We start from the raw sequence: 21927 nt of genomic DNA on the forward strand, positions 1-21927 counted from the left end.
AAAAAAAGTAAGCGAAGATAAAACATTACTATATTTCAAGTATGGTGCACAAAGTGCCACAATCCCTGTATCTTCAAGGATTGTGGCACTCGTTTTTCTTTTCAACTGTCAAAGATGGGATTATACCATCATCAGGTATATATTGTAAAATTTATTTTTTTTCGATATACTAATAATATCAGTGTACTGATTTTTTGGTCACAGACTATATTCAAGGAGGAGTACAACAATGAAAAACAATGTAATCGTCGGACAGTCCGGAGGCCCAACAGCCGTGATTAATGCCAGTCTGTACGGAGTTGTGTCGGAGGCGCTGAAAAGAGCGGGCGACTGCGGAACTGTATATGGTATGGTAAACGGGATCGAGGGATTTTTAAATGGACAGGTAATGGAGATGAAACCTCTTGAAGAATCCGGCGACCTGGAGCTGATCCGGACAACTCCCGGTTCCTATCTCGGTTCCTGCCGGTTTAAACTGCCGGAAGATCTGGAAGATGAAGTATATCCGAAGCTGTTTGAGAGATTTGAAGAGTATGGAATCGGATACTTTTTCTATATCGGCGGAAACGATTCCATGGATACGGTGAGCAAGCTGTCCCGTTATGCGCAGAAAACAGAGAGTGAGATCCGCTTCATCGGTGTTCCGAAGACGATTGACAATGACCTTGTACATACAGATCATACGCCCGGATTCGGAAGCGCTGCGAAATATGTGGCGTCAACGGTGCGTGAAGTTGCCATAGACGCTTCCGTTTACGACAACAAGAAATCCGTTACAATCGTAGAGATTATGGGACGCCACGCAGGATGGCTTACTGCGGCGAGTGTGCTGGTGCGTAAGTTCGAGGGAGACAATCCGGTTCTGATCTACCTTCCGGAGACTGCGTTTGACACAGAGAAATTCCTGGAGGATGTAAAATCCGCTCTGGAGACAACACCGAACCTGGTTGTATGTATCTCCGAGGGAATCAACGACGGAAAAGGCACATTCGTGTGCGAGCTTGAGAGCAGTGTGGGCGTGGACAACTTCGGACACAAGATGCTTACCGGTTCCGGAAAATATCTGGAGAACCTCGTAAAGGCACGTCTCGGAGTGAAGGTGCGCTCCATTGAGCTGAACGTATGCCAGAGATGTTCTTCTTCGATGCTTTCCGCAACGGATATCGAAGAGGCGGCAGCAGCCGGAGCATACGGCGTGAAGGCGGCGCTGGAAGGCGAGACAGGTAAGATGATCGCATTCAGCCGCAAGGCAGGCGACGGGTACGCGATCGAGTACACAACAGAGGATGTAAACCAGATCTGCAACGAGGAGAAGACGGTTCCGCTTGAGTGGATTACAAAGAACGGCTCTGATATCGGCCAGGAATTTATCGACTATGCGCGTCCGCTTATTCAGGGACAGGTGGATGTGCCGTCAGAGGATGGTCTTCCGAAGTTTGCTTACCGCAGATAAGAGAGTGTGATAAAAGAAACATAAGCCCCTTTGCACAGGGGCGGTACAGTTGGAGAAGATGTCCGTCTTCCGGTTTTGGAGGGCGGTGTCTTCTCCAACTGTTTTTTATCCCGGAATGTGTCCTTTGGTGCATCCGGTGATTTGTGCTGACAAGGAGATAAAGCCGAAGCAGGATGCATAGGATAGAAAGCAGAGAAGAGAAAGCAGGAGAGTGAGCGACTGTGAGTCAGAAAATTGAAAATCTTCTGAATCTTGCTTTGGCGGCAGATCCGGATGAGCGGATGCGTTCGGAGGAGCTCAGTGTCGGATATGACGCGAAAGAGAGGGAATGGGAGCTGATTATCCGTTATTCCGGAAATCTGGACAGAGTGAGGGAGATTGCAGTGTCCGTGACGGAACTGTTAAACGGATACGCGGTCATCCTGGTGAGCGAGGAACGGATCGGGGCGCTTGCGGCGCTGCCGGAGGTGGAGTTTATAGAGAAGCCGAAAAGCATCTATTTTCAGGCGGATGTGGGCCGCCAGACATCCTGTATTGACTCCGTCCAGATCGCGCCGTACGCGCTGACCGGACAGGGTATCCTCATCGGAGTGGTGGACAGCGGCATAGACTGGGAGAATCCGGATTTTCGAAATGAAGACGGGACAACACGGATTGCCGCTCTGTGGGATCAGACAATATCCGGAAATCCGCCCCGCGGATATAACTCGGGGACAGAATATACCGAAGACGAGATCAACAGAGCGCTTGCGGAGACAGACCCGGCTGTCCGTGCCGGGATCGTACAGAGCAGGGATGTCAGCGGGCACGGCACTGCGGTGGCAGGGATTGCGGCCGGAAATGGAAGCGGCAGTGAGGGGAGAAGATTCAGAGGCGCCGCCCCTGAAGCGAAACTTGTCGTTGTGAAAATGGGAATACCGAGGAAAGACGGATTCCCGAGGACGACCGAACTGATGCTTGGCGTGGACTATGTGATACGCAAGGCGGTGGAAGTTCGGATGCCTGTTGCGGTGAATCTGAGTTTTGGAAATACCTATGGATCGCATGACGGTACATCTCTTGTGGAACGCTTTCTCAACGATATCGCGGATACGTGGAAAACGGTGATCTGCGTCGGAAGCGGAAATGAGGGGAACAGCGCGGGGCATGCGTCCGGAACCGTGGGGGACGAGGAAGAAGAGGTGGTGGAGCTCGGCGTGCAGCAGCGGCAGACATCGTTCAGCGTGCAGATCTGGAAATCCTATGTGGATGAGATGGATGTCTCTGTTGCCGCGCCTTTCGGGAAACGGTCCGGGGCGCTGCGTGAGATTCTCGGACCCCAGAGGATTATCCTGGACGGCACAGAGCTTCTGATCTACTACGGTGAGCCGAAACCGTACAGTGTCCGTCAGGAGATCTACATTGACTTTATCCCTGTGGGTTCCTATGTGGATGCGGGGGTGTGGCAGATCATTCTGACGCCCAGGCGGATTGTGGACGGGACATATCAGATGTGGCTGCCGTCTCAGGCTGCGCTCAATGACGGAACAGCTTTCCTCACGCCGGACAGTTCGTTTACACTGACGATCCCTTCGACGGCAGAGCTTGTGATCACAGCAGCAGCCTATGACGCGTACACTTTTTCCTACGCTGATTTTTCCGGGAGAGGGCCTCTGCTGACGGCGTTTGAGGAGGACGGAGCGGTCAAGCCGGATCTGGCGGCGCCCGGAGTACGGATAAATGCTCCTGTGCCAGGCGGCGGGTACAGGGAATTCAGCGGTACGTCGTTTGCCGTGCCGTTTGTGACGGGAAGCGCGGCGCTTCTGATGGAGTGGGGGATCGTAAACGGAAACGACGCGTATCTGTATGGAGAGAAAGTGAAGGCATATCTGCGCCGGGGTGCCCGCCAGCTTCCGGGATATGATACCTGGCCGAACGCACTCCTGGGCTACGGCGCACTGTGCGTAAAGGCAAGCCTGCCGGGAGAGCAGCGCACATGAGCGGGAGAAAACAGCGCACAATTCCCTGTACACTGCTGCGCCTTTTGTGCTAGAATGAACATAGTGAAAAAAACAACAGGAGAAAGTTATGAAATCACTTCTTGTCTATCTGAAGGAATATAAAAAGGAAACGGTACTGGCGCCTCTGTTCAAGATGCTTGAGGCGTCTTTTGAATTATTTGTCCCTCTTGTTATGGCCGCGGTCATTGACGTAGGGATCGCCAGCGGGGACGGGTCCTACATTATCCGGATGTGTCTCGTGCTGATCGCACTTGGCATCATCGGCCTTGTCTGCTCGATCACGGCGCAGTATTTTTCCGCAAAGGCGGCGGCCGGATTCGGGACGGGGGTAAGACATGCGCTGTTTGAGCATATTCAGAATTTCACGTTTACGGAGATGGATACGCTCGGAAGCTCCACGCTGATTACCCGCATGACGAGCGATGTCAATCAGGCACAATCCGGCGTCAACCTTGTGCTGAGACTGTTTCTGCGCTCGCCGTTTATCGTGTTCGGGGCGATGATTATGGCCTTTACGGTGGATGCGGAAGCTGCGGTTATCTTTGTCGTTGTGATTCCGCTGCTCTCAGCGATTGTGTTCGGTGTGATGCTGATTACAATGCCGATGTACCGGAACGTGCAGTCCAGACTGGACAGTGTCCTTCTCACAACGAGGGAAAATCTTGCAGGTGTCCGTGTGATCAGGGCGTTTAACAAGGAGCAGGGGGAGCGGGAACGGTTTGAAAAGGAAAATCAGATGCTCACCGATGCACAGAAGTTTGTGGGCCGCATTTCAGGTCTGATGAACCCGATGACATATATTGTTGTGAACGGGGGAATCATTGCACTGATCTATACAGGTGCTGTGCGGGTAAATATGGGAAGTCTGACCCAGGGCGAGGTTGTGGCTCTGATTAACTATATGTCCCAGATTCTCGTGGAACTTGTCAAGCTTGCGAATCTGATTATCACGGTAACAAAGGCAGTGGCCTGCGGAAACAGAATCGAAAATGTGCTGAAGATCCATCCGGATATGGAGAACGGAAGCATGTCATGGGAAGAGGGAAAAGAGAGAGCAGAACATGCGCACTCCGGCGGTGCGGATGAGGTTCCGATTGTGGAGTTTGACCATGTGTCGCTTGCCTATAAAGGTGCCGGCGCAGAATCGCTGGGCGATATCAGTTTCCGGGTTATGCCGGGCGAGACGGTGGGAATCATCGGGGGCACCGGCTCGGGCAAATCTTCCCTTGTGAACCTGATCCCGCGGTTTTATGACGCGACCGGGGGTGAAGTGCGGATTTTCGGGCAGAATATCAAAGAGTATGACACGGAGAGCCTGCGCCGCCACATCGGAGTCGTGCTCCAGAAAGCGGTTCTTTTTAAGGGGACAGTCGAGGAAAACTTAAGATGGGGAAACGAGCAGGCATCGGCAGAGGAGATCGAAGAGGCGCTTCGCATCTCCCAGGCGAAAGAGTTTGTGGACAACAAAGATGGAAAACTTTCGTTTCGGATCGAGCAGGGTGGAAGAAACCTCTCCGGCGGCCAGAAACAGAGGCTGACCATCGCCCGGGCGCTTGTGAGAAAACCGGATATCCTGATTCTGGATGACAGCGCTTCCGCCCTTGATTTTGCTACGGACGCGGCGCTCCGCAGCGCCATTGGCGGCATGAAGGAGCACCCGGCAGTGTTTATCGTATCGCAGCGGGCGGCATCCATTCAATATGTGGACCAGATCATCGTACTGGACGACGGAAGAGTGGCAGGAAAGGGGACGCACGAAGAGCTGATCAGGAACTGTCCGGCCTACCGGGAGATCTATTACTCTCAGTTCCCAAAGGAGGAAGCGGCAAATGGCTGATGAGAAAAAGAAAATAAATCAGAGAGACACGCTGAAAAAGGTGTTCCGCTATCTCGGAAAATACAGGATCTTCGTTGTTTTTTCCCTTCTGCTGGCGGCTGTATCCGTTGCGCTCACGCTCTATGTGCCTAAGCTGACGGGACGTGCGGTAGACTGTATCGTGGGAGCCGGAGCGGTGGATTTTCCGGGGGTGTTCCGCGTTATGGTACAGATCGGCGTCTGTACGCTTGTCACGGCGCTTGCACAGTGGCTGATGAATGTGTGCAACAACAAGATGACGTATCAGGTTGTACAGGATATCCGCAATGAGGCGTTTCGGAAGATCGAGATCCTGCCGCTGAAATATATCGACGGACATCCGTACGGCGATGTGGTCAGCCGGGTGATCGCGGACGTGGATCAGTTCGCGGACGGACTGCTCATGGGCTTTACCCAGCTTTTTACGGGAGTTGCGACGATTGTCGGTACGTTCGGCTTCATGCTGTCGGTCAACGTTACGATTACATTTGTGGTTGTGCTGATTACGCCGGTGTCCTTCCTTGTGGCGAACTTTATCGCAAAGCGGACGTTTGCGATGTTCAGAACGCAGTCCGAGGTCAGAGGGGAGCAGACCGGGCTGATTGACGAGATGATCGGAAACCAGAAGGTGGTGCAGGCGTTCGGGAAAGGCAGAGATGTGACGAAAAAGTTTGACGAGATCAACGGACGGCTTGGAAAGGCATATCTCCGCGCCACGTTTTTCTCCTCCATCACAAATCCGGCCACCAGGTTTGTAAACAGTCTCGTGTATACAGGAGTGGGGATTACCGGGGCGTTTGCCGTTGTGAACGGTTCGCTCAGCGTGGGGCAGCTGTCGAGTTTCTTAAGCTATGCGAACCAGTACACGAAGCCGTTTAACGAGATATCAGGCGTGGTGACAGAGTTTCAGAACGCGGTTGCGTGCGCACAGAGAATCTTTGAACTGATCGAGGAGGAGCCCCAGCCGCCGGAGCCGGAGAATGCGGAAGAATTAAAGGACATTGCCGGAAATGTAAAAGCGGAGCATGTGGATTTCTCTTATGAGCCGGAGCAGAAACTGATCAGGGACTTTAACCTGGAAGTAAAGCCGGGACAGAAGATCGCCATCGTAGGGCCGACAGGATGCGGAAAGACGACGCTGATCAATCTGCTGATGCGCTTCTACGATGTAAACGAAGGGAGGATCTCCGTGGAAGGGCTGGATATCCGGGATGTGACGCGCAGGAGTCTCCGTGCGGGGTACGGAATGGTTCTGCAGGACACATGGCTTAAGACCGGGACGATCCGGGAGAATATTATGATGGGCCGCCCGGACGCGTCGGAGGAGGAAGTGATCGCCGCGGCAAAGGCGTCCCATATTCACAGTTTTATCCGAAGGCTTCCTCAGGGGTACGACACGCAGATCACGGAAGACGGAGGCGGGCTGTCCCAGGGGCAGAAGCAGCTCCTCTGCATTGCGAGAGTGATGCTGTGCCGTCCGCCGATGCTGATTCTCGACGAGGCGACGTCCTCCATTGATACGAGAACCGAGATCCGGATTCAGGAAGCATTCTCCAGACTGATGGAAGGCCGGACGACGTTTATCGTGGCGCACAGGCTCTCCACGATCCGTGAGGCGGACGTCATTCTCGTCATGAAAGACGGGCAGATTATCGAACAGGGAAATCACGAGAGCCTTCTGAAAAAGGGCGGATTCTACAGGCATCTCTATGAGAGCCAGTTCGTGCAGACCGCAGGAGCAAGGACGTGAAACTACAGAACTGAAAGAGGCAGGGCAGGAAGAGAATACAGCAGTCGTAAGAAAGACAAAGGCCGGGAGACGGAACAGGAAAGGACGGAAGCGAAAATGGACAGAATGAGTACACTCTGTTACATCGAGCGGGACGGAAAGTATCTCATGCTTCACCGTACTGTGAAGGAAAATGATGTAAACAGAGACAAATGGATCGGAGTCGGCGGACATTTTGAACACGGGGAAAGCCCGGAGGAATGCCTGCTCCGGGAAGTGAAAGAGGAGACCGGGTATACGCTTACTTCCTGGGAATACAGAGGGATTGTGACGTTTGTGTACGGTAAGGATACGGTGGAATATATGTCGCTCTACACGACGGACGGTTTCGAGGGAACACCGATCGAATGCGACGAGGGCGAGCTTGAGTGGGTGGAAAAGGAGCGGATTCCTTCTCTGGAGCTGTGGGAGGGAGATAAAATCTTCTTCCGGCTTCTGGATGAGGGAAGAGAGTTCTTCTCGCTGAAGCTTGTCTACAACACAGAAGATATTCTTCAGTATGCGGCGCTGGACGGAAAGACGATGGAGCTTTTCGACGAGGTGAACCCCGACGGGAGCAGAACGGGAGTTGTAAAAGAGAGAGGCGTGGTTCACGCGGAAGGGGCGCTTCACGCGACCGCGCATACGTGGATCGTAAGGCCGAACGGGAAGAGTGGGTATGATCTTCTCCTTCAGAAAAGAAGCGCGTGCAAGGACTCCAATCCCGGATGCTATGACATCTCATCCGCCGGACATGTGGAGGCGGGGCATGGATATCGGGAGACTGCGCTCAGGGAACTGAGAGAAGAACTGGGGATCAATGCGTCAGAAGAGCAGTTAAGGGAAATCGGGACGCGGCGGGGTGGATTTAAAGGAGAATTTTACGGCAGGCCGTTTCTCGACAACGAGCTGAGCCGGATTTATCTTTACGAGGAACCGGTGGACATCAGTTATCTTCATCTCCAGGAATCCGAAGTGTCGGAGGTGATCTGGATGGATTACGGGGAGTGCTGCGAAAATGTGGCAGAGAACCGGATGCCTCACTGCATTTATATGGAAGAACTTGAGATTCTCGGAAAGGCACTTGGAATTTTGAAGACGGAAAGGGAAGAAAGGTTATGACAGAGACAGGAGTGGTACACGGAAGATTTCAGGTGCTTCACCTGAAACATATGGAATATTTTCTTGCGGCGAAGATGAGATGCAGAGTCATGTATGTGGGGATTACCCACCCGGATATTGGAGCGTATCCGGCGACATCGCCGCTGGATCTTCACGGAACGGCAAAGGCGGATAACCCGCTGACTTATATCGAGAGGTATGAGATGATCCGGGATGCGCTTCTTGATTTTGGAGTAAAGAGGGATGAGTTTGAGATCATTCCGTTTCCGGTAAGCAGACCGGAAAAGCTCCCGGAGTATGTCCCGGCGGATGCTGTACACTATATGAGTCTCTGTGGGGAATGGGATGCGGAAAAATGCCGGATTCTCAGATCGCTCGGCCTCCAGGTGGAGATCCTGTGGGAGAGGAGCGGTGAGGAAAAAGGGATTACCGGTACGCAGCTTCGCGGAATGATCGCGCGGGAGGAAGACTGGCGTCAGTATATGCCGAAGACTGCCGCGGAGTATCTCGCAGAACACGGGATCGACCAGAGAATCCGGAATCTTTATTATACCGGTTCGTAAAGCGGGCTCAGCTGCAGTTTTCGCTGTATGCCTCAAAAGACTTTTCCATTTTTTCCAGGATTTCCGAGTACTGCAGAAATGCGTTGCGCATTTCGATCTCGTTAAAGGGCTGGCTTTTGTAGCAGATGCGGTGCTCCATGGCCGCCCAGAAATCCATGGAGATGGTGCGGAACTGGATCTCCACCGGGTAGTACTCCATGCCGTCCATATAGTAGATCGGCACGCCGACGATCAGATGATAGCTTCGGTACCCGTTCGGCTTCGGCGTTGTGATGTAATCCTTTTCCCGGATGATGACCAGGTCCGACTGTTTCTTCAGACATTCGGAGAGCTGGCGTATGTCCCGTTCGAAAAAGCAGATCACCCGTACGCCGGCGATGTCTTTGAGAGTGGTTTTCGCATTCCGGACGCTTGCGGGCATGTTCTGTTTCTCAAGTTTTTTCTCAATACTGTCTTTCTCTTTGATCCGGCTTGTGATGCTGTGGATCGGCTGCAGATCCTCGCAGTCATATACTTTGTGATTCAGCATTTCAAGGCGCGTGAGGATCAGCTCCATAGCGTCATGATACGGCGGAATCAGTGAATGGTACTGTTCGTTTGTCATTTGTATAATACTCCCTTCAATTCATTAACAAGTTTATTACGAAAATGTGACAATTGCGTGTCGGAAAAATAATGTTTTTCAAAAGAAGCGGCCCGGAGTACACCGCCCCTTCATACCGCCGGCGGCCGAATGCTTTGACTTCACAGAGAGAATCCGCTATAATGCAGTGGAAAGGTGGGATGCGGTCATGGAAGAATTACTTCGGAATTCCTTCCCCTTCTGGGACAGTCTGTCGGAAGAAGAGAAAGAAGAGATGGAAAAGAGCATAACGGAAAACAGATGCCCGAAGAAGACAAGGCTTCATTTCGGCGGCGGAGAGTGCGCCGGGGTACAGATTATAGGTGAGGGCCGCGCCCGTGTATTTATCACCTCCCCGGGAGGGGGAGACATCACCCTTTTCCGCCTGCTTGACGGGGATGTGAGCATACTGAGCGCCGCATGTATGTTAAACGGCATGGACGTGGAGCTTGACATGGAGATGGAGACGGACTGCACGATCTATACAATACCGAAGAAAGTGTACCGGAAGCTTTATGATGAGAACGGTGCAGTGAAAGACTATACGATGGAGATGATCTCGGAGAAATTCTCGGATATCATGTGGCTGTTCAATCAGTTCGTGTTCTCTAATGTGGCGTCGAGAATTGCGGGTGCGATTCTGGAGCACAGGGGACTGGAGGGCAGTGATGAACTTAAGATCACCCACGAGGTGCTTGCAAGAGACGCGGGCACAGCAAGGGAAGTGGTGACGCGGATACTGCGGCAGTTCCAGGCAGACGGGCTGGTCAGTCTTACGAGAGGAAAAATAACTGTTCTTGACACCCGGCGGCTGGCGAAAGTATAAATGTGATTTTGTCACTGAAAAAAGAAGAAAACGTGGTATACTAAAAGCATCACAGAGATAGATGATAAAAAAGGAGGATATAAATATGGCAGTAGTAAAACTGACGACAGCTAATTTTGATCAGGAAGTGTTAAAGGCAGACGGCACCGTTCTTGTTGATTTTTACGCAGACTGGTGCGGACCCTGCAAGATGATGGGACCGGTTGTGGAGGAACTCTCCGGAGAGGTGTCCGGCGTGAAAGTGTGCAAAATCAACATTGATGAGGAGATGGAGATCGCACAGCGCTACGGAGTGATGAGCATTCCTACATTCATCTCTTTTAAAAACGGTGAGATCGCAGGAAAGCAGGTCGGTGCGGTGCCGAAAAGCAGACTGGAAGAAATGGTGAAATAAAAACAAGGGAATGAAAGCCGGAGCTTTGTTGGTGGTGTGATCCCCATCAATGAAGCTCCGGTATTCGCATTACATATATTTATTATCTTGTATCGTTTTGGGAGGAGATCTATGTCGCTTCAGTTTATTTTCGGCAATTCCGGAAGCGGAAAATCCACTTTTTTGTACAACAGCATCGTAGAGCAGTCTATCCGGCATCCGGAGAAAAATTATCTTGTCCTTGTGCCGGAACAGTTTACCATGCAGACGCAGAAAGACCTCTGCCTGGCCCATCCGAGAGGCGGAATTATGAACATCGACGTCTTGAGCTTCGGTCGTCTGGCGCACCGCGTCTTTGAGGAAGTGGGGCAGGACGAGCGTCCGGTGCTTGACGACGAGGGAAAGAACCTGGTGCTCAGACGGATCGCAGGAAAATGCGGGGACGAGCTGACCGTGCTGAAGGGAAATCTGAAGAAGCAGGGATATATCAGTGAAGTAAAGTCCGTGATCTCCGAATTTACACAGTACGGGATCAGTCCGGAGCAGCTTGGGGACTTTACGGAAGGGCTGAATCCGGACAGTTATCTCTATTATAAACTGAGCGACATCCGGAAGGTGTACGAAGAATTTGAGGCCTATTTAAAGGAGAAGTATATCACGAAGGAGGAGATGCTGGACGTGCTCAGCGACGTGGTTCCGGATTCGGAGATTCTGCGCGGAAGCGTTGTGGCGCTGGACGGGTTTACGGGTTTTACCCCGGTGCAGGACCGGCTTCTCGGAGAACTGCTGAAAGTGTGCAGCAAAGTGTACGTGACGGTGGAGATGGATGAGCGGGAGGATCCGTTTGTGTACCGGCATCCGTACCAGCTTTTTGCGCTCAGCAAGCAGATGGTGACATCCCTTGTGAAGATTGCGCGCGAGGCGGGCGCGGAGGTGGAAGAACCGGTCTGCCTGTACGGAAAGCCCCCGGTGCGTTTTGCAGACAATCCGGAGATGGCATTTCTGGAGGCGGAACTGTTCCGGTACTCCGGGAGGACGTACGAAGCGTTTGCCGATCCGGCACAGACGGAGGCTCACGAGGATGCGCATGGGAAGGCCTGCGTGGATGCACAGATGCGGGCTTCCGGGAGCCGCTGTGCAGTCTCGCTCCATGAGGCGCGCAACCCGAAGGCGGAGGCTGAGTATGTGGCGGAGGCGATCCGCTCTCTTGTGAGGGAAGAGGGCTACCGGTACCGTGATATCGCGGTGATCGCCGCGGATGTGAATGTGTACGCGGACGCGCTCGAGAAGGCGTGCGGAACCTTTGATATTCCGGTATTTATGGACCACAAAAAGAGCATCCTCCTGAACGCCTTTGTGGAGTATCTGAGGAGCCTGCTTGCGATGGCAGAGCAGAATTTTACAGCCGACAGTGTCTTCCGGTGTCTGCGAACAGGGCTGTGCGGGTTTACGATGGATGAGACGGACCGGATGGAGAATTACTGTCTGGCGCTCGGCATCAAAGGCTACAGAAAATGGCAGCAGGCGTGGGTCAGGAGAACTCCGGGTATGGGCGAGGAAGAACTCCGGGAGCTCAATCATCTGAGAGTGCGGTTCGTGGAAAAGACGGACGGGCTTATGTTTGTGCTGCGACAGAGGAGCAAGACGGTAAAAGATATCACAGCCGCTGTGTGCGGGTTCCTTACGGAAGAAAAGATACAGGAGAAAGTCGCCGGGATGGAACAGCGTTTTCAGGAGGCAGGAGAGCTGGCTCTTGCGAAGGAGTACGCGCAGATCTACCGGATCGTGATGGAGCTTTTCGACCGGTTTGTCTCTCTTCTCGGCGATGAGAAAATCTCACTGAAAGACTACTGCGATCTGCTTGACGCGGGTCTGGAGGAGGCCCGCGTGGGCGTGATTCCGCCCAGTCTGGACCAGGTGGTGATCGGAGATGTACAGCGGACCAGAATCCGGGATATCCGCGCCCTGTTTTTTGTCGGGGCAAACGACACCCTGCTCCCGGGAAATCTGAGCGGCGGAGGATTGCTCTCCGAGCGGGACAGAGAGAAGTTTGCCAGGGAGGAGATTGCCCTTTCTCCCGGGCCGAAGGAGCAGACGTATATCCAGAAGTTTTATCTCTATATGAACCTGACAAAACCGACAGAGTATCTGTCCCTCTCCTGGTCGAGAGTGTCGGGAGACGGGAAAAGTCTCCGGCCGGCGTATTTGATCTCTGATATCCGCAGGCTGTTCCCCGGGATTGGCGTGACCGACGAGGAAAAGCGCGGCATGAAGGAAAGAGAGATTACAAGGCAGACGGGGATTCTCAAAGTTGCGGGAGGAGTCCGGGACCGCAGGCTTGGAGTGAGCGACGAGTGGAAGGAACTCTACGGATGGTTTATGCGCGACGGAGAGAACCGCGAAGAGATCCGGCAGATTTTAAATGCAGGCTTTCTGAAAAAAGAGGGTGCAGACATAGGAAAAGATACGGCGGAGAGGCTCTATCCGGACCGGACAAGAGTCAGCGTCTCCAGAATGGAACAGTACGCATCCTGTGCGTACGCGCATTTCCTGCGCTACGGGCTTCGTCTGGAAGAGCGGAAAGAGTACGGATTTGAAGCGCTTGATCTCGGAAATATCGCGCATCAGGCGCTGGAGAGATTCTCGCGAAAGGCAGACCGGGAAGGCGTGGCCTGGACAGAGCTTCCTGAGGAGAAGCGGGAAGAACTGATCTCCGAGAGTGTGGAGGAGAGCGTCATCGATTACGGGAATACGGTGCTGTTCAGTTCCGCGAGAAACGAATATATGATCGGGCGTATCAGGCGGCTCATCGGGCGCTCGGTGTGGGCGCTCACAAAACAGATGGAGAAGAGTGATTTTGTGCCGGGCGGTTATGAGATGAAGTTCGGAAGCGGAAAGATCGACAGAATCGATATCTGCGAGGACAAAGACTGTGTGTATGTAAAGGTGACAGACTACAAAACCGGAACGAAGAGTTTTGATATCACGGCCATGTATCACGGGCTGCAGATGCAGCTCCCGGTATATTTAAACGCGGCGATCGGAATCGAGAAGGAGAAATATCCGGACCGGGAAATCATTCCGGCGGGCATCTTTTATTACAGGGTGAAAGACCCTGTCGTAGACCGGGAGGAGACAGAGGAAGATACCGAGAAAAGCATGTTGAAAGAGCTGCGTCTGGACGGCCTTGTCAACGGGGATACGGAAGTTGTCTCTCATCTGGAGAAGGATCTGTCCGGCTCGTCGCTGTTTTTCCCTCTTGAGAGGAACAAAAACGGATCGCTTGGCAAAAGATCGAAGGCACTGCCCGGGAGCACATTTGACGCGGTGTTAAGCTATGCGGAGAAAAAAGAGCAGAAAATTACGGAGGAAATGTACGAAGGAAAGGTGGAAGCGTCGCCCTATGAACTGGGAAGCGCGTCTGGCTGCGACTTCTGTTCCTACCGGGATATTTGCGGGTTTGACGTGCGCATTGACGGGTGCGGGTACAGAAAACTGGAGAAATACTCCATGGAGGAGGCAGTTGCAAAAATGGTAATGGAGGTGGAAGAAGATGGGCGTACAGTGGACGGCGGAACAGAAGAAAGTCATTGAACTCCGTGACAGAAACATCCTTGTCTCCGCAGCGGCCGGCTCGGGCAAGACGGCAGTCCTTGTGGAGCGCATCATACAGAAGATTCTCGACGAGGAGAACCCGGTAGATGTGGACCGTCTTCTCATCGTTACCTTTACGGACGCCGCGGCGGCGGAGATGAAAGAGCGGATCCGTGCAGCCATCGAGGCACAGCTTGCCGTCCGCCCGGGAGACGCGCATCTGGAGCGGCAGGCAACGCTGATCCATACGGCGCCGATCACAACGATCCACAGTTTCTGCCTGTCCGTTGTAAGAGACCACTTTCATGTGATCGGGATCGATCCGGGATTCCGCACCGCCGAGGAAGGGGAGCTTAAGCTGCTGAAGCAGGACGTGCTGGATGAAATGCTGGAAGCGTGCTACGACGAGGCGGATGAGGAGTTTCTGGCGTTTGTGGAGCGGTTCGGCACGGGAAACAACGACAGAAAAATCGAAGAAATTATTTTAAGGCTCTATGAGTATTCCCGCAGTTATCCCCAGCCGGAGAAATGGCTCGACAGCTGCGTGGATTCCTACAGAATGCAGACAGACGGGAATTCCGCATCCGGAGCGGCGGACGGGGAAAACGGCGGAGATGGCCGCAGTGCTGCGGACGCTCCGGAAATGGAAAACAGGCGGAGCATCACACAGAGGGCGGCGCTGCGCGTCCGCTCCCGGGCGGAAGATGCATGCGGGATTTTAAAGCGCTGCCTTGAGATGTGCGAAGAACCGGACGGCCCGTATATGTACACAGAGGCGGTGCTGTCGGATCTGGAAGAGCTTGAGGAGATTGCGGCTGCGGAGGATTTTGAAGAGATGGAAAAGCTCGCCTCTGCATTTCCGAAAGCCCGTCTCTCGGGGAAGAAGGACATGTCCGTCTCTCCGGAGAAGAGAGAGCAGGCGAAGAAACTCAGAGAACAGGCGAAAAAGCTGATGGACGCGGCGAAGAAGACATACTTTTTCGCGCCGTTTTCCATACTGCAGAAGGATATGGAGGATGCGGCGCCGTCCATGCGGACGCTGGCCGGGCTTGTGAAACAGTTTTCTGCCATGCTCGCGGAGAAGAAGCGAAGCCGCAATATGATTGACTTCAATGATATGGAACAGTTTGCCCTTGCGATTCTCACGGAGGAAAAGGACGGTGTCCTTGTCCCGTCGGGTACGGCAGCGGAATACAGGGAGCAGTTTGACGAGGTGATGATCGACGAGTATCAGGACAGCAACCTTGTACAAGAGACGATCCTTACAAGTGTGTCCGGGGTGTCGGAAGGCCGCTGCAATATTTTTATGGTAGGCGATGTGAAGCAGAGTATTTACAGCTTCCGTCTCTCGAGACCGGAGCTTTTTATGGAAAAATACAACACATACAGCCTGACAGACGGCAGCAGGCAGAGGATCGACCTTCATAAAAATTTCCGGAGCCGGGAAGAGGTGCTGGCCAGTGTGAACGGCATTTTCGGGCAGATTATGCACCGGGATCTGGGAGGAATCGAGTATGACGACAGCGCGGCCCTCTATCCCGGAGCTGACTATGCGCGGCCCGGGGACGGCGGAGCGGAGGAGCGGACGACAGATCCGCTTCGGGAGGCAGAGCTGCCTGCGGGGGCGGATGCGTTCCGCACGGAGCTTCTTCTTCTGGACCGGGAGAGTACGGAGGAGGACAGCCGGGAAGCAGAGGCGAGGATGATCGCCCGCAGGATTCACGAACTGATCCGGACGGGGATCGTTACAGACCGGGAGAAGGGCGGCTTCCGCCATGCGGAATACCGGGATATCGTTGTGCTTACAAGAAGTATAAAAGGATGGGCGGAGACGTTTACGACAGTGTTTGCGCAGGAGGGGATTCCGGCGTGTTCCGTCAGCCGGGAAGGGTATTTTGAGACGTATGAAGTGAGCGTGCTGCTGGATTACCTGAAGATTCTTGATAATTTCAGGCAGGATCTTCCGCTTGCGGCTGTACTGACCTCCCCGTTTGCGGGGCTGAGTGAGAAGGAGCTGGCCGGGATACGGATCCGATACCCGAATCTTCCATTTTATGAGGCAGTCCGGTCCTGTGCGGCGGAAGACGGGCACGGCGGCGTGCTGAGGCAGTTCCTGGCCCGGCTTGAAGCGTTCCGAGAGAAAGTGCCGTTTACGCCGATCCATGATCTGATCACGGAGATTATTGAAGAGACCGGATACGGCCTTTTCATCACGGCGATGCCGGGAGGAGCGCAGCGGAAGGCGAATCTTGACATGCTGATCGAGCGGGCGGCGGCTTTCGAGGGGACAAGCTACAAAGGGCTGTTCCATTTTGTGAGATATATAGACCAGCTGAAAAAATATGATGTGGATTACGGAGAAGCGGGGATTGCGGACGAACAGGAGAACATCGTCCGGATCATGAGCATCCACAAAAGCAAAGGACTGGAATTTCCTGTCGTGTTTGTGGCGGGAATGGGGAAACAGTTCAACATGCAGGATATAAAGGGCGCTGTGCTCATCCACCCGGACTGGGGAGTGGGACTGGACGCAATCGACCTTGAACATCGGACAAAGATGCCGACGCTTCTGAAGAACATGATAAAAGAAGAGACGGTGCATGACAGTCTTGCGGAGGAAATGCGGGTTCTGTATGTGGCGCTGACCCGGGCGAAAGAAAAACTGATCATAACCGGGGCTGTCCGGTCGGCCGAGGCGTCGCTGGAATCCTGTGTCAGCAATGTCTTCCGTCCCGAAGGAGCGCGTACTTATCTGGACTGGATCCTTCCGGCACTTATCTCGCGTGAGACGGGAAGCGTAAGGGAAGAGATCCCGGTGGATATAAGCGTGATCTCGGGCGGGGATCTGGAAGCTTCGCAGGCAGAACTGACGGCTGAGGAGCTGGCGCGTGATGTGCTGGAAAACTGGGACGTCTCCCGCACGTTTGTTCCCGGACTTAAAGAGCGCCTGGACGCGCAGATGAACTATGAATATCCCCATGCGGCAGAGGGGAAGATGAAACTGAAATTTACAGTGTCAGAACTGAAGCAGCGCGCAGCCGAGGGGGAAGGCCCGGACGAGGCGGGAGAAATGCTCTATGCCGAGCCGGAGATCGTTCCTCTGATTCCGGAGTTTATGAAGGCGGATCCGGAGGCTTCGCGGGCAGATCCGGCCGGGGATCAGGAAAAAGGGCTTACCGGGGCGTCCCGGGGAAGCGCTTACCACAAGATTCTGGAGCTTCTGGACTTCACGCAGAACTACGATGAGAGCGGTGTAAATCTGGCGGTGGAGACATTCCTTGAGAAAGGACGCATTACAGAGGATATGGCGGAGAGTATCCGGGCAGATGACATTCTGCATTTCTTAAACTGTGAAAGCGGGCAGCGCATGATGGAGGCGGCAAAGCGGGGCAGACTTTTCCGGGAGCAGCCTTTTGTCATCAGCATGGACGCATCGGCCTTTTATCCGGATGACTGCTCCGGGGAAAAGATCCTTGTCCAGGGAATCATCGACGTGTATTTCGAGGAGGAAGACGGTCTTGTCGTTCTGGACTATAAAACGGACCGGGTGCGGCACGCGGCGGAGCTGAAGGAGAAATATCACGCCCAGCTTGACTACTATGCGGACGCCCTCCGGAGACTGACGGGAAAACCTGTGAAAGAGAAGATTATCTATTCATTTACACTGAGAGAGGAGATCAAAGTATGAGAATTCTGCTGTACTATCTGATCCTGATCAACCTTGTGACATTTGTGATCTACGGAGCGGACAAGTGGAAGGCAAAAGCAGGAAAAAGGCGGGTTCCGGAGAAGACGCTACTTGTCCTTACCCTGATCGGCGGTTCGGTCGGCGCGCTTTTTGCCATGCTTCTGTTCCGGCATAAGACGAGGAAGCTGAAGTTCGTCATAAGCGTTCCTGTTCTTCTCGTCGTCCACTGCGTTCTTGTGGCTGCGGCGGTATGGTATTGGCCGGGCGGCTGAAAAAGTCTGGAAAAACAGAAACTTTTCTGATAAGATAAGAGTGTTGTAATTGAACACAGAGCAATGAAGCGGACATGTACCTGCGAGGAATATAAGGTCCGCTTTACTCATTGGTAGGAAAGGATGATCAAAATGCCAAAGTTAAATGAAAATTATCTGAATGTACAGGACAGTTATCTTTTCGCGGAAATTGCCCGGAGAGTGAAAGCCTATGAAGAAGCCCATCCGGACAAGGCGGGAAATATTATCCGTCTCGGAATCGGCGATGTGACGAGACCGCTTACAGAGAGCGCTGTTGAAGGACTGCATGAAGCGGTGGACGAGCAGACGAAAGCGGAGACATTCCGCGGTTATGGCCCGGAGCAGGGATATGAGTTCGTGCGCAGGGCAGTGGCAGACTATTATGAAAGAAACGGCGTCAAAGTGGATCCGGATACGGTGTTCATCTCTGACGGCGCGAAGAGCGACACGGGAAATATCACAGAGCTCTTTGCACAGGATAACGTCATTCTTGTTCCGGACCCGGTGTATCCTGTCTATGTGGACACAAACACGATGGACGGCAAAAAGATTATCTATATGAACGGCACAGAGGAAAACAACTTCCTTCCCATGCCGGACGACTCGGTGAAGGCAGACATCATTTATCTGTGTTCGCCCAACAACCCGACGGGCGCATGCTACAATAAAGAGCAGTTAAAGGCGTGGGTAGACTACGCGGCTGCCAACGAGGCAGTCATTTTATTTGACTCGGCATACGAGGCGTTTGTGTCTGAGCCGGAACTGCCGAGAAGCATCTATGCGGTTGAGGGAGCAGAAAAATGCGCTATCGAGTTCTGTTCTCTGTCAAAGACGGCAGGGTTTACGGGAACACGTTTCTCATATACGGTAGTACCGAAAGAGCTGGTGTTCTCTTCATCTGACGGCCGAAAAATGAGCCTGTATGATATGTGGAACAGAAGACAGTCCACGAAATTTAACGGAACCCCGTACATTATCCAGTATGCGGCCGCGAAAGTGCTTTCGGAAAAAGGCATGAAGGAGTGTATGGAAAACATTTCCTATTATATGGAAAATGCCCGTGTCATCGCGGATACGCTGCGGAAGAAGAACATCCCCTTCACCGGAGGCGTCAACTCCCCGTATATCTGGTTTAAGTGCCCGGAAGGTATGGAATCCTGGGAACTCTTTGACTATCTGCTGGAGAAAATCCAGGTGGTCGGAACACCCGGAGCCGGCTTCGGAGTGAACGGAAAATACCACTTCCGTCTGACATCCTTCGGAACGCACGAAAAGACAAAAGAAGCAATGGAAAGATTTGAGAAGCTTTTCTAAGTTAATATTGTAAAAAAAGATACAATATCCCCCGGACTGTACTGCACTCCCCTGCTCAGGGCCGCGCACGGCGCTCAATTCACCGTTCGCACAGTACAGTCCGGGGGATACCTTGTTTTTCGCAAAAAGAAAGCCTGAAAAGCATTCGGCTCCTGTTATCGTATTTTCTTAATATTATTATATTGACATAGTATATTATATAAAATATAATATAGAAAACAGTACAATATTGTGAAATTCAAGAAAGGATGGTTCCATGGTCTTTAATACAGGAGCAGCGCTTCTGGACGCGATCGTTCTGGCTGCCGTATCCCGTGAGGATGAAGGGACATACGGCTACAAGATCACGCAGGACGTGCGGCGGGTGATTGATGTATCGGAGTCGACGCTGTATCCGGTTCTGCGAAGACTCCAGAAGGATGAGTGCCTGGAAGTGTATGACAGGCAGTTTGACGGGAGAAACAGGCGTTATTATAAAGTGACGTCAAGAGGGATGGCACAGCTGAATCTGTATAAATCAGAGTGGAAGTCATATACCCACAAAATTAATGCAATATTTGAGGGAGGTGCAGGAGTATGAACCGTACTGAATTTTTGGCTGAACTTGAGAGACTGCTTGAAGGCATGCCTGAGGAAGAGCGTCAGGCGGCGGTTCAGTACTATGCAGATTATCTGGCGGACGCGGGCGTGGAAAATGAGGCGGACGCCATCCGGGAGCTGGGAAGCCCTGAGAAAGTGGCGGAGACCATCCGTGCGGACTACTATGGGACAGAGTTTAATGAGGAGGATTACGATCAGAAAGACTATATGGAGAGATACAGCCGGTCGTCTTCGGACTCCGGCGCGGAAGACAGAGCCGGACAGCAGAAACCGTGGACCAGCGGAAAAATCAAGCTTCTGATCGTCCTTTTGATCATTATTGCGGTGTGGCCGGTATCTCTTGGCGCGGCGGTTGCTGTTCTTGCTGTGGCCGCTGTGGTTATCTGTTTCTTTCCCGTGCTTGCCATCGCAGCGGCTGCAGTGATGCTGTCCGGCGGTTTTGTATTTGTGCTCGGGATTGCGCTGATGTTTATCCCGGCAGCAGGCATGATTGTGGTGGGAGTCGGTATCCTGCTGTTCGTGGCGGGACTGATCGCAACAGTGGGAGTAGTGAAGCTTTGTACCATCGTATATCCGGCCATGCTCAGAGGATTTGTGAATCTGTGCAGAAGGCCGTTTTACGGAAAGGCGGTGTAGTGTATGAGGAAAGGATGGAAAATATTCTGGATTGTGTGCGCTGTGCTTGCGGCGGTCGGACTTTTTTCCGCCGTGGCGGGAACAGCTCTGGGCGGGCTGACAATACTCAGAACGGGAAATCAGGCTGAAAGGCTTGTCTCCTGGCTTGACAGACTGGGAATTGACGGAAAGACAGAATTTTCCGGTTCAGTCGAAGATCCTAAGGATCTGCCGGATATTATAGAAGAAGAGATCAACGGAGGGGCATACTCTGTCGGGGACGCGGACGGAGTAACTGTTATTGATTATGAGGGGGTTGACAGGATCAGTCTTGACGCGGACGGGATCGGCATCAGTGTAAAGCCCTACGACGGGGAATACGTCCGGGTCGACACATCCCGTCTGAGAGAGGACCTGCAGGGGGAAATTCAGATTTCACAGGACGGCGGTGAGCTTGATGTCGAACTGAAAAGGCAGAACTGGGGGACAGAGGACAGCGGTATGCTGTACATCAATGTGCCGCAGGGGAGCAGGTTCCGGGAGATCTCCGCTGAGGTAGGCGCGGGCCTGCTTGAGATGGAGGGGATCGAGACGGAAGAGATGTCGCTGGATGTAGGTGCGGGCCAGATCTCGGCGGGTTCCTTTTATGCGGAGAAGCTCGAGGCGGACTGCGGCGCGGGCCAGATCGTTCTTGACGGGGAGACGGTCAGCGAGGCGAAGTTAAGCTGCGATCTCGGAGAAATCCGCTACACTGCGGCAGGACAGATGGAAACCTATGACTATGAGGTGTCCTGCTCGGCGGGAGAGATCGTAATAGGGTCAGAATCATACAGCGGGATCAATAATAAGATAGACATAGACAATGGCAGCGGCAGCCGGATCGAGGCGGACTGCAAAATGGGAAGGATCGAGATTTCATTTCAGTAAAAAGCAGCTGTGCCGCTCATCTGTACAAAGCAGCGTATATCTTCCGGATTTCCGGCAATACTCTGAAAAAACAGAAAGAAGGAGTATTCATGGCAAGGAAAAAGGAAAAGCCGATTGATTTAAACAGCCTGGAGCCGGAGGAAAAACTGAAGTACGAAATTGCTGAAGAGCTGGGGCTTCTCGACCGCGTTCTCGACCAGGGGTGGAAATCGCTCACATCAAAAGAGACAGGAAGAATCGGGGGTATGGTGACAAAAAAGAAACGCCAGAGGAAGTAAAACTTTACAAAGTGTGACATATTTGATAAAATTGTA

Annotated in this window: 17 protein-coding genes; 16 read left to right on the forward strand and 1 reads right to left on the reverse strand. The window is 52.9% G+C overall.

The features are described 5' to 3' along the window. Positions 1 to 229: 229 nt before the first annotated feature. From LKD70_RS11915 to LKD70_RS11940, 6 genes are all read left to right on the forward strand, one after another. A complete protein-coding gene (locus LKD70_RS11915; protein WP_227708218.1) occupies positions 230 to 1453 on the forward strand; it encodes a 6-phosphofructokinase in 1224 nt (407 codons plus the stop codon). A 221-nt stretch (positions 1454 to 1674) separates the two neighbouring features. Next, a complete protein-coding gene (locus LKD70_RS11920; RefSeq protein WP_227708219.1) occupies positions 1675 to 3432 on the forward strand; it encodes a S8 family peptidase in 1758 nt (585 codons plus the stop codon). Between the two features lie 88 nt (positions 3433 to 3520). Continuing rightward, entirely contained in the window at positions 3521 to 5290 is a 1770-nt protein-coding gene (locus LKD70_RS11925) for an ABC transporter ATP-binding protein (RefSeq protein ID WP_227708220.1), read from the forward strand. Beyond that, on the forward strand, positions 5283 to 7058 hold the full coding sequence (locus tag LKD70_RS11930) for an ABC transporter ATP-binding protein (RefSeq protein WP_227708221.1): 1776 nt from the start codon (positions 5283 to 5285) through the stop codon (positions 7056 to 7058). The genes LKD70_RS11925 and LKD70_RS11930 overlap by 8 nt, the downstream gene beginning before the upstream one ends. 96 nt (positions 7059 to 7154) lie before the next feature. Continuing rightward, positions 7155 to 8198 (forward strand): NUDIX domain-containing protein, encoded by a 1044-nt coding sequence (locus LKD70_RS11935; protein ID WP_227708222.1) that lies wholly within the window; start codon positions 7155 to 7157, stop codon positions 8196 to 8198. Further along, positions 8195 to 8761, forward strand: a complete 567-nt coding sequence (locus tag LKD70_RS11940; protein WP_227708223.1) for a nucleotidyl transferase family protein — start codon at positions 8195 to 8197, stop codon at positions 8759 to 8761. The genes LKD70_RS11935 and LKD70_RS11940 overlap by 4 nt, the downstream gene beginning before the upstream one ends. Before the next feature lie 7 nt (positions 8762 to 8768). Here the strand turns inward: LKD70_RS11940 and LKD70_RS11945 are convergent, their stop codons facing one another. Then, on the reverse strand, positions 8769 to 9365 hold the full coding sequence (locus LKD70_RS11945; protein WP_227708224.1) for a GTP pyrophosphokinase: 597 nt from the start codon (positions 9363 to 9365) through the stop codon (positions 8769 to 8771). A 187-nt stretch (positions 9366 to 9552) separates the two neighbouring features. On the opposite strand from LKD70_RS11945, the gene LKD70_RS11950 reads away from it, so the two are divergent. The 10 genes from LKD70_RS11950 to LKD70_RS11995 all read left to right on the forward strand — a co-directional run bounded on the left by LKD70_RS11950 (position 9553) and on the right by LKD70_RS11995 (position 21891). After that, positions 9553 to 10209: a Crp/Fnr family transcriptional regulator gene (locus tag LKD70_RS11950; protein ID WP_227708225.1), complete on the forward strand. Its 657-nt coding sequence runs from the start codon at positions 9553 to 9555 to the stop codon at positions 10207 to 10209. 85 nt (positions 10210 to 10294) lie between these two features. Beyond that, positions 10295 to 10603, forward strand: a complete 309-nt coding sequence (trxA, locus tag LKD70_RS11955; RefSeq protein WP_227708226.1) for a thioredoxin — start codon at positions 10295 to 10297, stop codon at positions 10601 to 10603. Between the two features lie 111 nt (positions 10604 to 10714). Then, the gene (locus LKD70_RS11960; RefSeq protein WP_227708227.1) at positions 10715 to 14176 is read left to right on the forward strand and encodes a PD-(D/E)XK nuclease family protein; all 3462 of its coding nucleotides are present in this window, start codon (positions 10715 to 10717) and stop codon (positions 14174 to 14176) included. Then, positions 14136 to 17864, forward strand: coding sequence for a helicase-exonuclease AddAB subunit AddA (gene addA, locus LKD70_RS11965; RefSeq protein ID WP_227708228.1), 3729 nt, complete (start codon positions 14136 to 14138; stop codon positions 17862 to 17864). The genes LKD70_RS11960 and addA overlap by 41 nt, the downstream gene beginning before the upstream one ends. Next, complete coding sequence (locus LKD70_RS11970) at positions 17861 to 18136, forward strand: DUF1294 domain-containing protein (protein ID WP_227708229.1); 276 nt, start codon at positions 17861 to 17863, stop codon at positions 18134 to 18136. The genes addA and LKD70_RS11970 overlap by 4 nt, the downstream gene beginning before the upstream one ends. Before the next feature lie 132 nt (positions 18137 to 18268). Next, a complete protein-coding gene (locus LKD70_RS11975; protein ID WP_227708230.1) occupies positions 18269 to 19471 on the forward strand; it encodes an LL-diaminopimelate aminotransferase in 1203 nt (400 codons plus the stop codon). A 256-nt stretch (positions 19472 to 19727) separates the two neighbouring features. Continuing rightward, a complete protein-coding gene (locus tag LKD70_RS11980) occupies positions 19728 to 20051 on the forward strand; it encodes a PadR family transcriptional regulator (RefSeq protein ID WP_227708231.1) in 324 nt (107 codons plus the stop codon). Continuing rightward, positions 20048 to 20707 (forward strand): DUF1700 domain-containing protein, encoded by a 660-nt coding sequence (locus tag LKD70_RS11985; protein ID WP_227708232.1) that lies wholly within the window; start codon positions 20048 to 20050, stop codon positions 20705 to 20707. Before LKD70_RS11980 ends, LKD70_RS11985 begins: the two co-directional genes overlap by 4 nt. 3 nt (positions 20708 to 20710) lie before the next feature. Continuing rightward, positions 20711 to 21613 (forward strand): DUF4097 family beta strand repeat-containing protein, encoded by a 903-nt coding sequence (locus tag LKD70_RS11990; protein ID WP_227708233.1) that lies wholly within the window; start codon positions 20711 to 20713, stop codon positions 21611 to 21613. Positions 21614 to 21702: 89 nt separating this feature from the next. Then, complete coding sequence (locus LKD70_RS11995; protein ID WP_227708234.1) at positions 21703 to 21891, forward strand: small, acid-soluble spore protein, alpha/beta type; 189 nt, start codon at positions 21703 to 21705, stop codon at positions 21889 to 21891. Positions 21892 to 21927 lie beyond the last annotated feature (36 nt).

It is taken from the genome of Ruminococcus turbiniformis, assembly GCF_020687545.1.
Classification (GTDB): Bacteria; Bacillota; Clostridia; order Lachnospirales; family Lachnospiraceae; genus Mediterraneibacter; species Mediterraneibacter turbiniformis.

Bases quoted from the DNA above. Each gene is read 5' to 3' on its own strand.
- LKD70_RS11950 (WP_227708225.1), top strand. From the start codon at position 9,553: ATGGAAGAATTACTTCGGAATTCCTTCCCCTTCTGGGACAGTCTGTCG.
- LKD70_RS11940 (WP_227708223.1), top strand. From the start codon at position 8,195: ATGACAGAGACAGGAGTGGTACACGGAAGATTTCAGGTGCTTCACCTG.
- LKD70_RS11990 (WP_227708233.1), top strand. From the start codon at position 20,711: ATGAGGAAAGGATGGAAAATATTCTGGATTGTGTGCGCTGTGCTTGCG.
- LKD70_RS11985 (WP_227708232.1), top strand. From the start codon at position 20,048: ATGAACCGTACTGAATTTTTGGCTGAACTTGAGAGACTGCTTGAAGGC.
- LKD70_RS11980 (WP_227708231.1), top strand. From the start codon at position 19,728: ATGGTCTTTAATACAGGAGCAGCGCTTCTGGACGCGATCGTTCTGGCT.
- LKD70_RS11945 (WP_227708224.1), bottom strand. From the start codon at position 9,365: ATGACAAACGAACAGTACCATTCACTGATTCCGCCGTATCATGACGCT.
- trxA (WP_227708226.1), top strand. From the start codon at position 10,295: ATGGCAGTAGTAAAACTGACGACAGCTAATTTTGATCAGGAAGTGTTA.
- addA (WP_227708228.1), top strand. From the start codon at position 14,136: ATGGGCGTACAGTGGACGGCGGAACAGAAGAAAGTCATTGAACTCCGT.
- LKD70_RS11960 (WP_227708227.1), top strand. From the start codon at position 10,715: ATGTCGCTTCAGTTTATTTTCGGCAATTCCGGAAGCGGAAAATCCACT.
- LKD70_RS11935 (WP_227708222.1), top strand. From the start codon at position 7,155: ATGGACAGAATGAGTACACTCTGTTACATCGAGCGGGACGGAAAGTAT.
- LKD70_RS11975 (WP_227708230.1), top strand. From the start codon at position 18,269: ATGCCAAAGTTAAATGAAAATTATCTGAATGTACAGGACAGTTATCTT.
- LKD70_RS11970 (WP_227708229.1), top strand. From the start codon at position 17,861: ATGAGAATTCTGCTGTACTATCTGATCCTGATCAACCTTGTGACATTT.
- LKD70_RS11925 (WP_227708220.1), top strand. From the start codon at position 3,521: ATGAAATCACTTCTTGTCTATCTGAAGGAATATAAAAAGGAAACGGTA.
- LKD70_RS11930 (WP_227708221.1), top strand. From the start codon at position 5,283: ATGGCTGATGAGAAAAAGAAAATAAATCAGAGAGACACGCTGAAAAAG.
- LKD70_RS11915 (WP_227708218.1), top strand. From the start codon at position 230: ATGAAAAACAATGTAATCGTCGGACAGTCCGGAGGCCCAACAGCCGTG.
- LKD70_RS11995 (WP_227708234.1), top strand. From the start codon at position 21,703: ATGGCAAGGAAAAAGGAAAAGCCGATTGATTTAAACAGCCTGGAGCCG.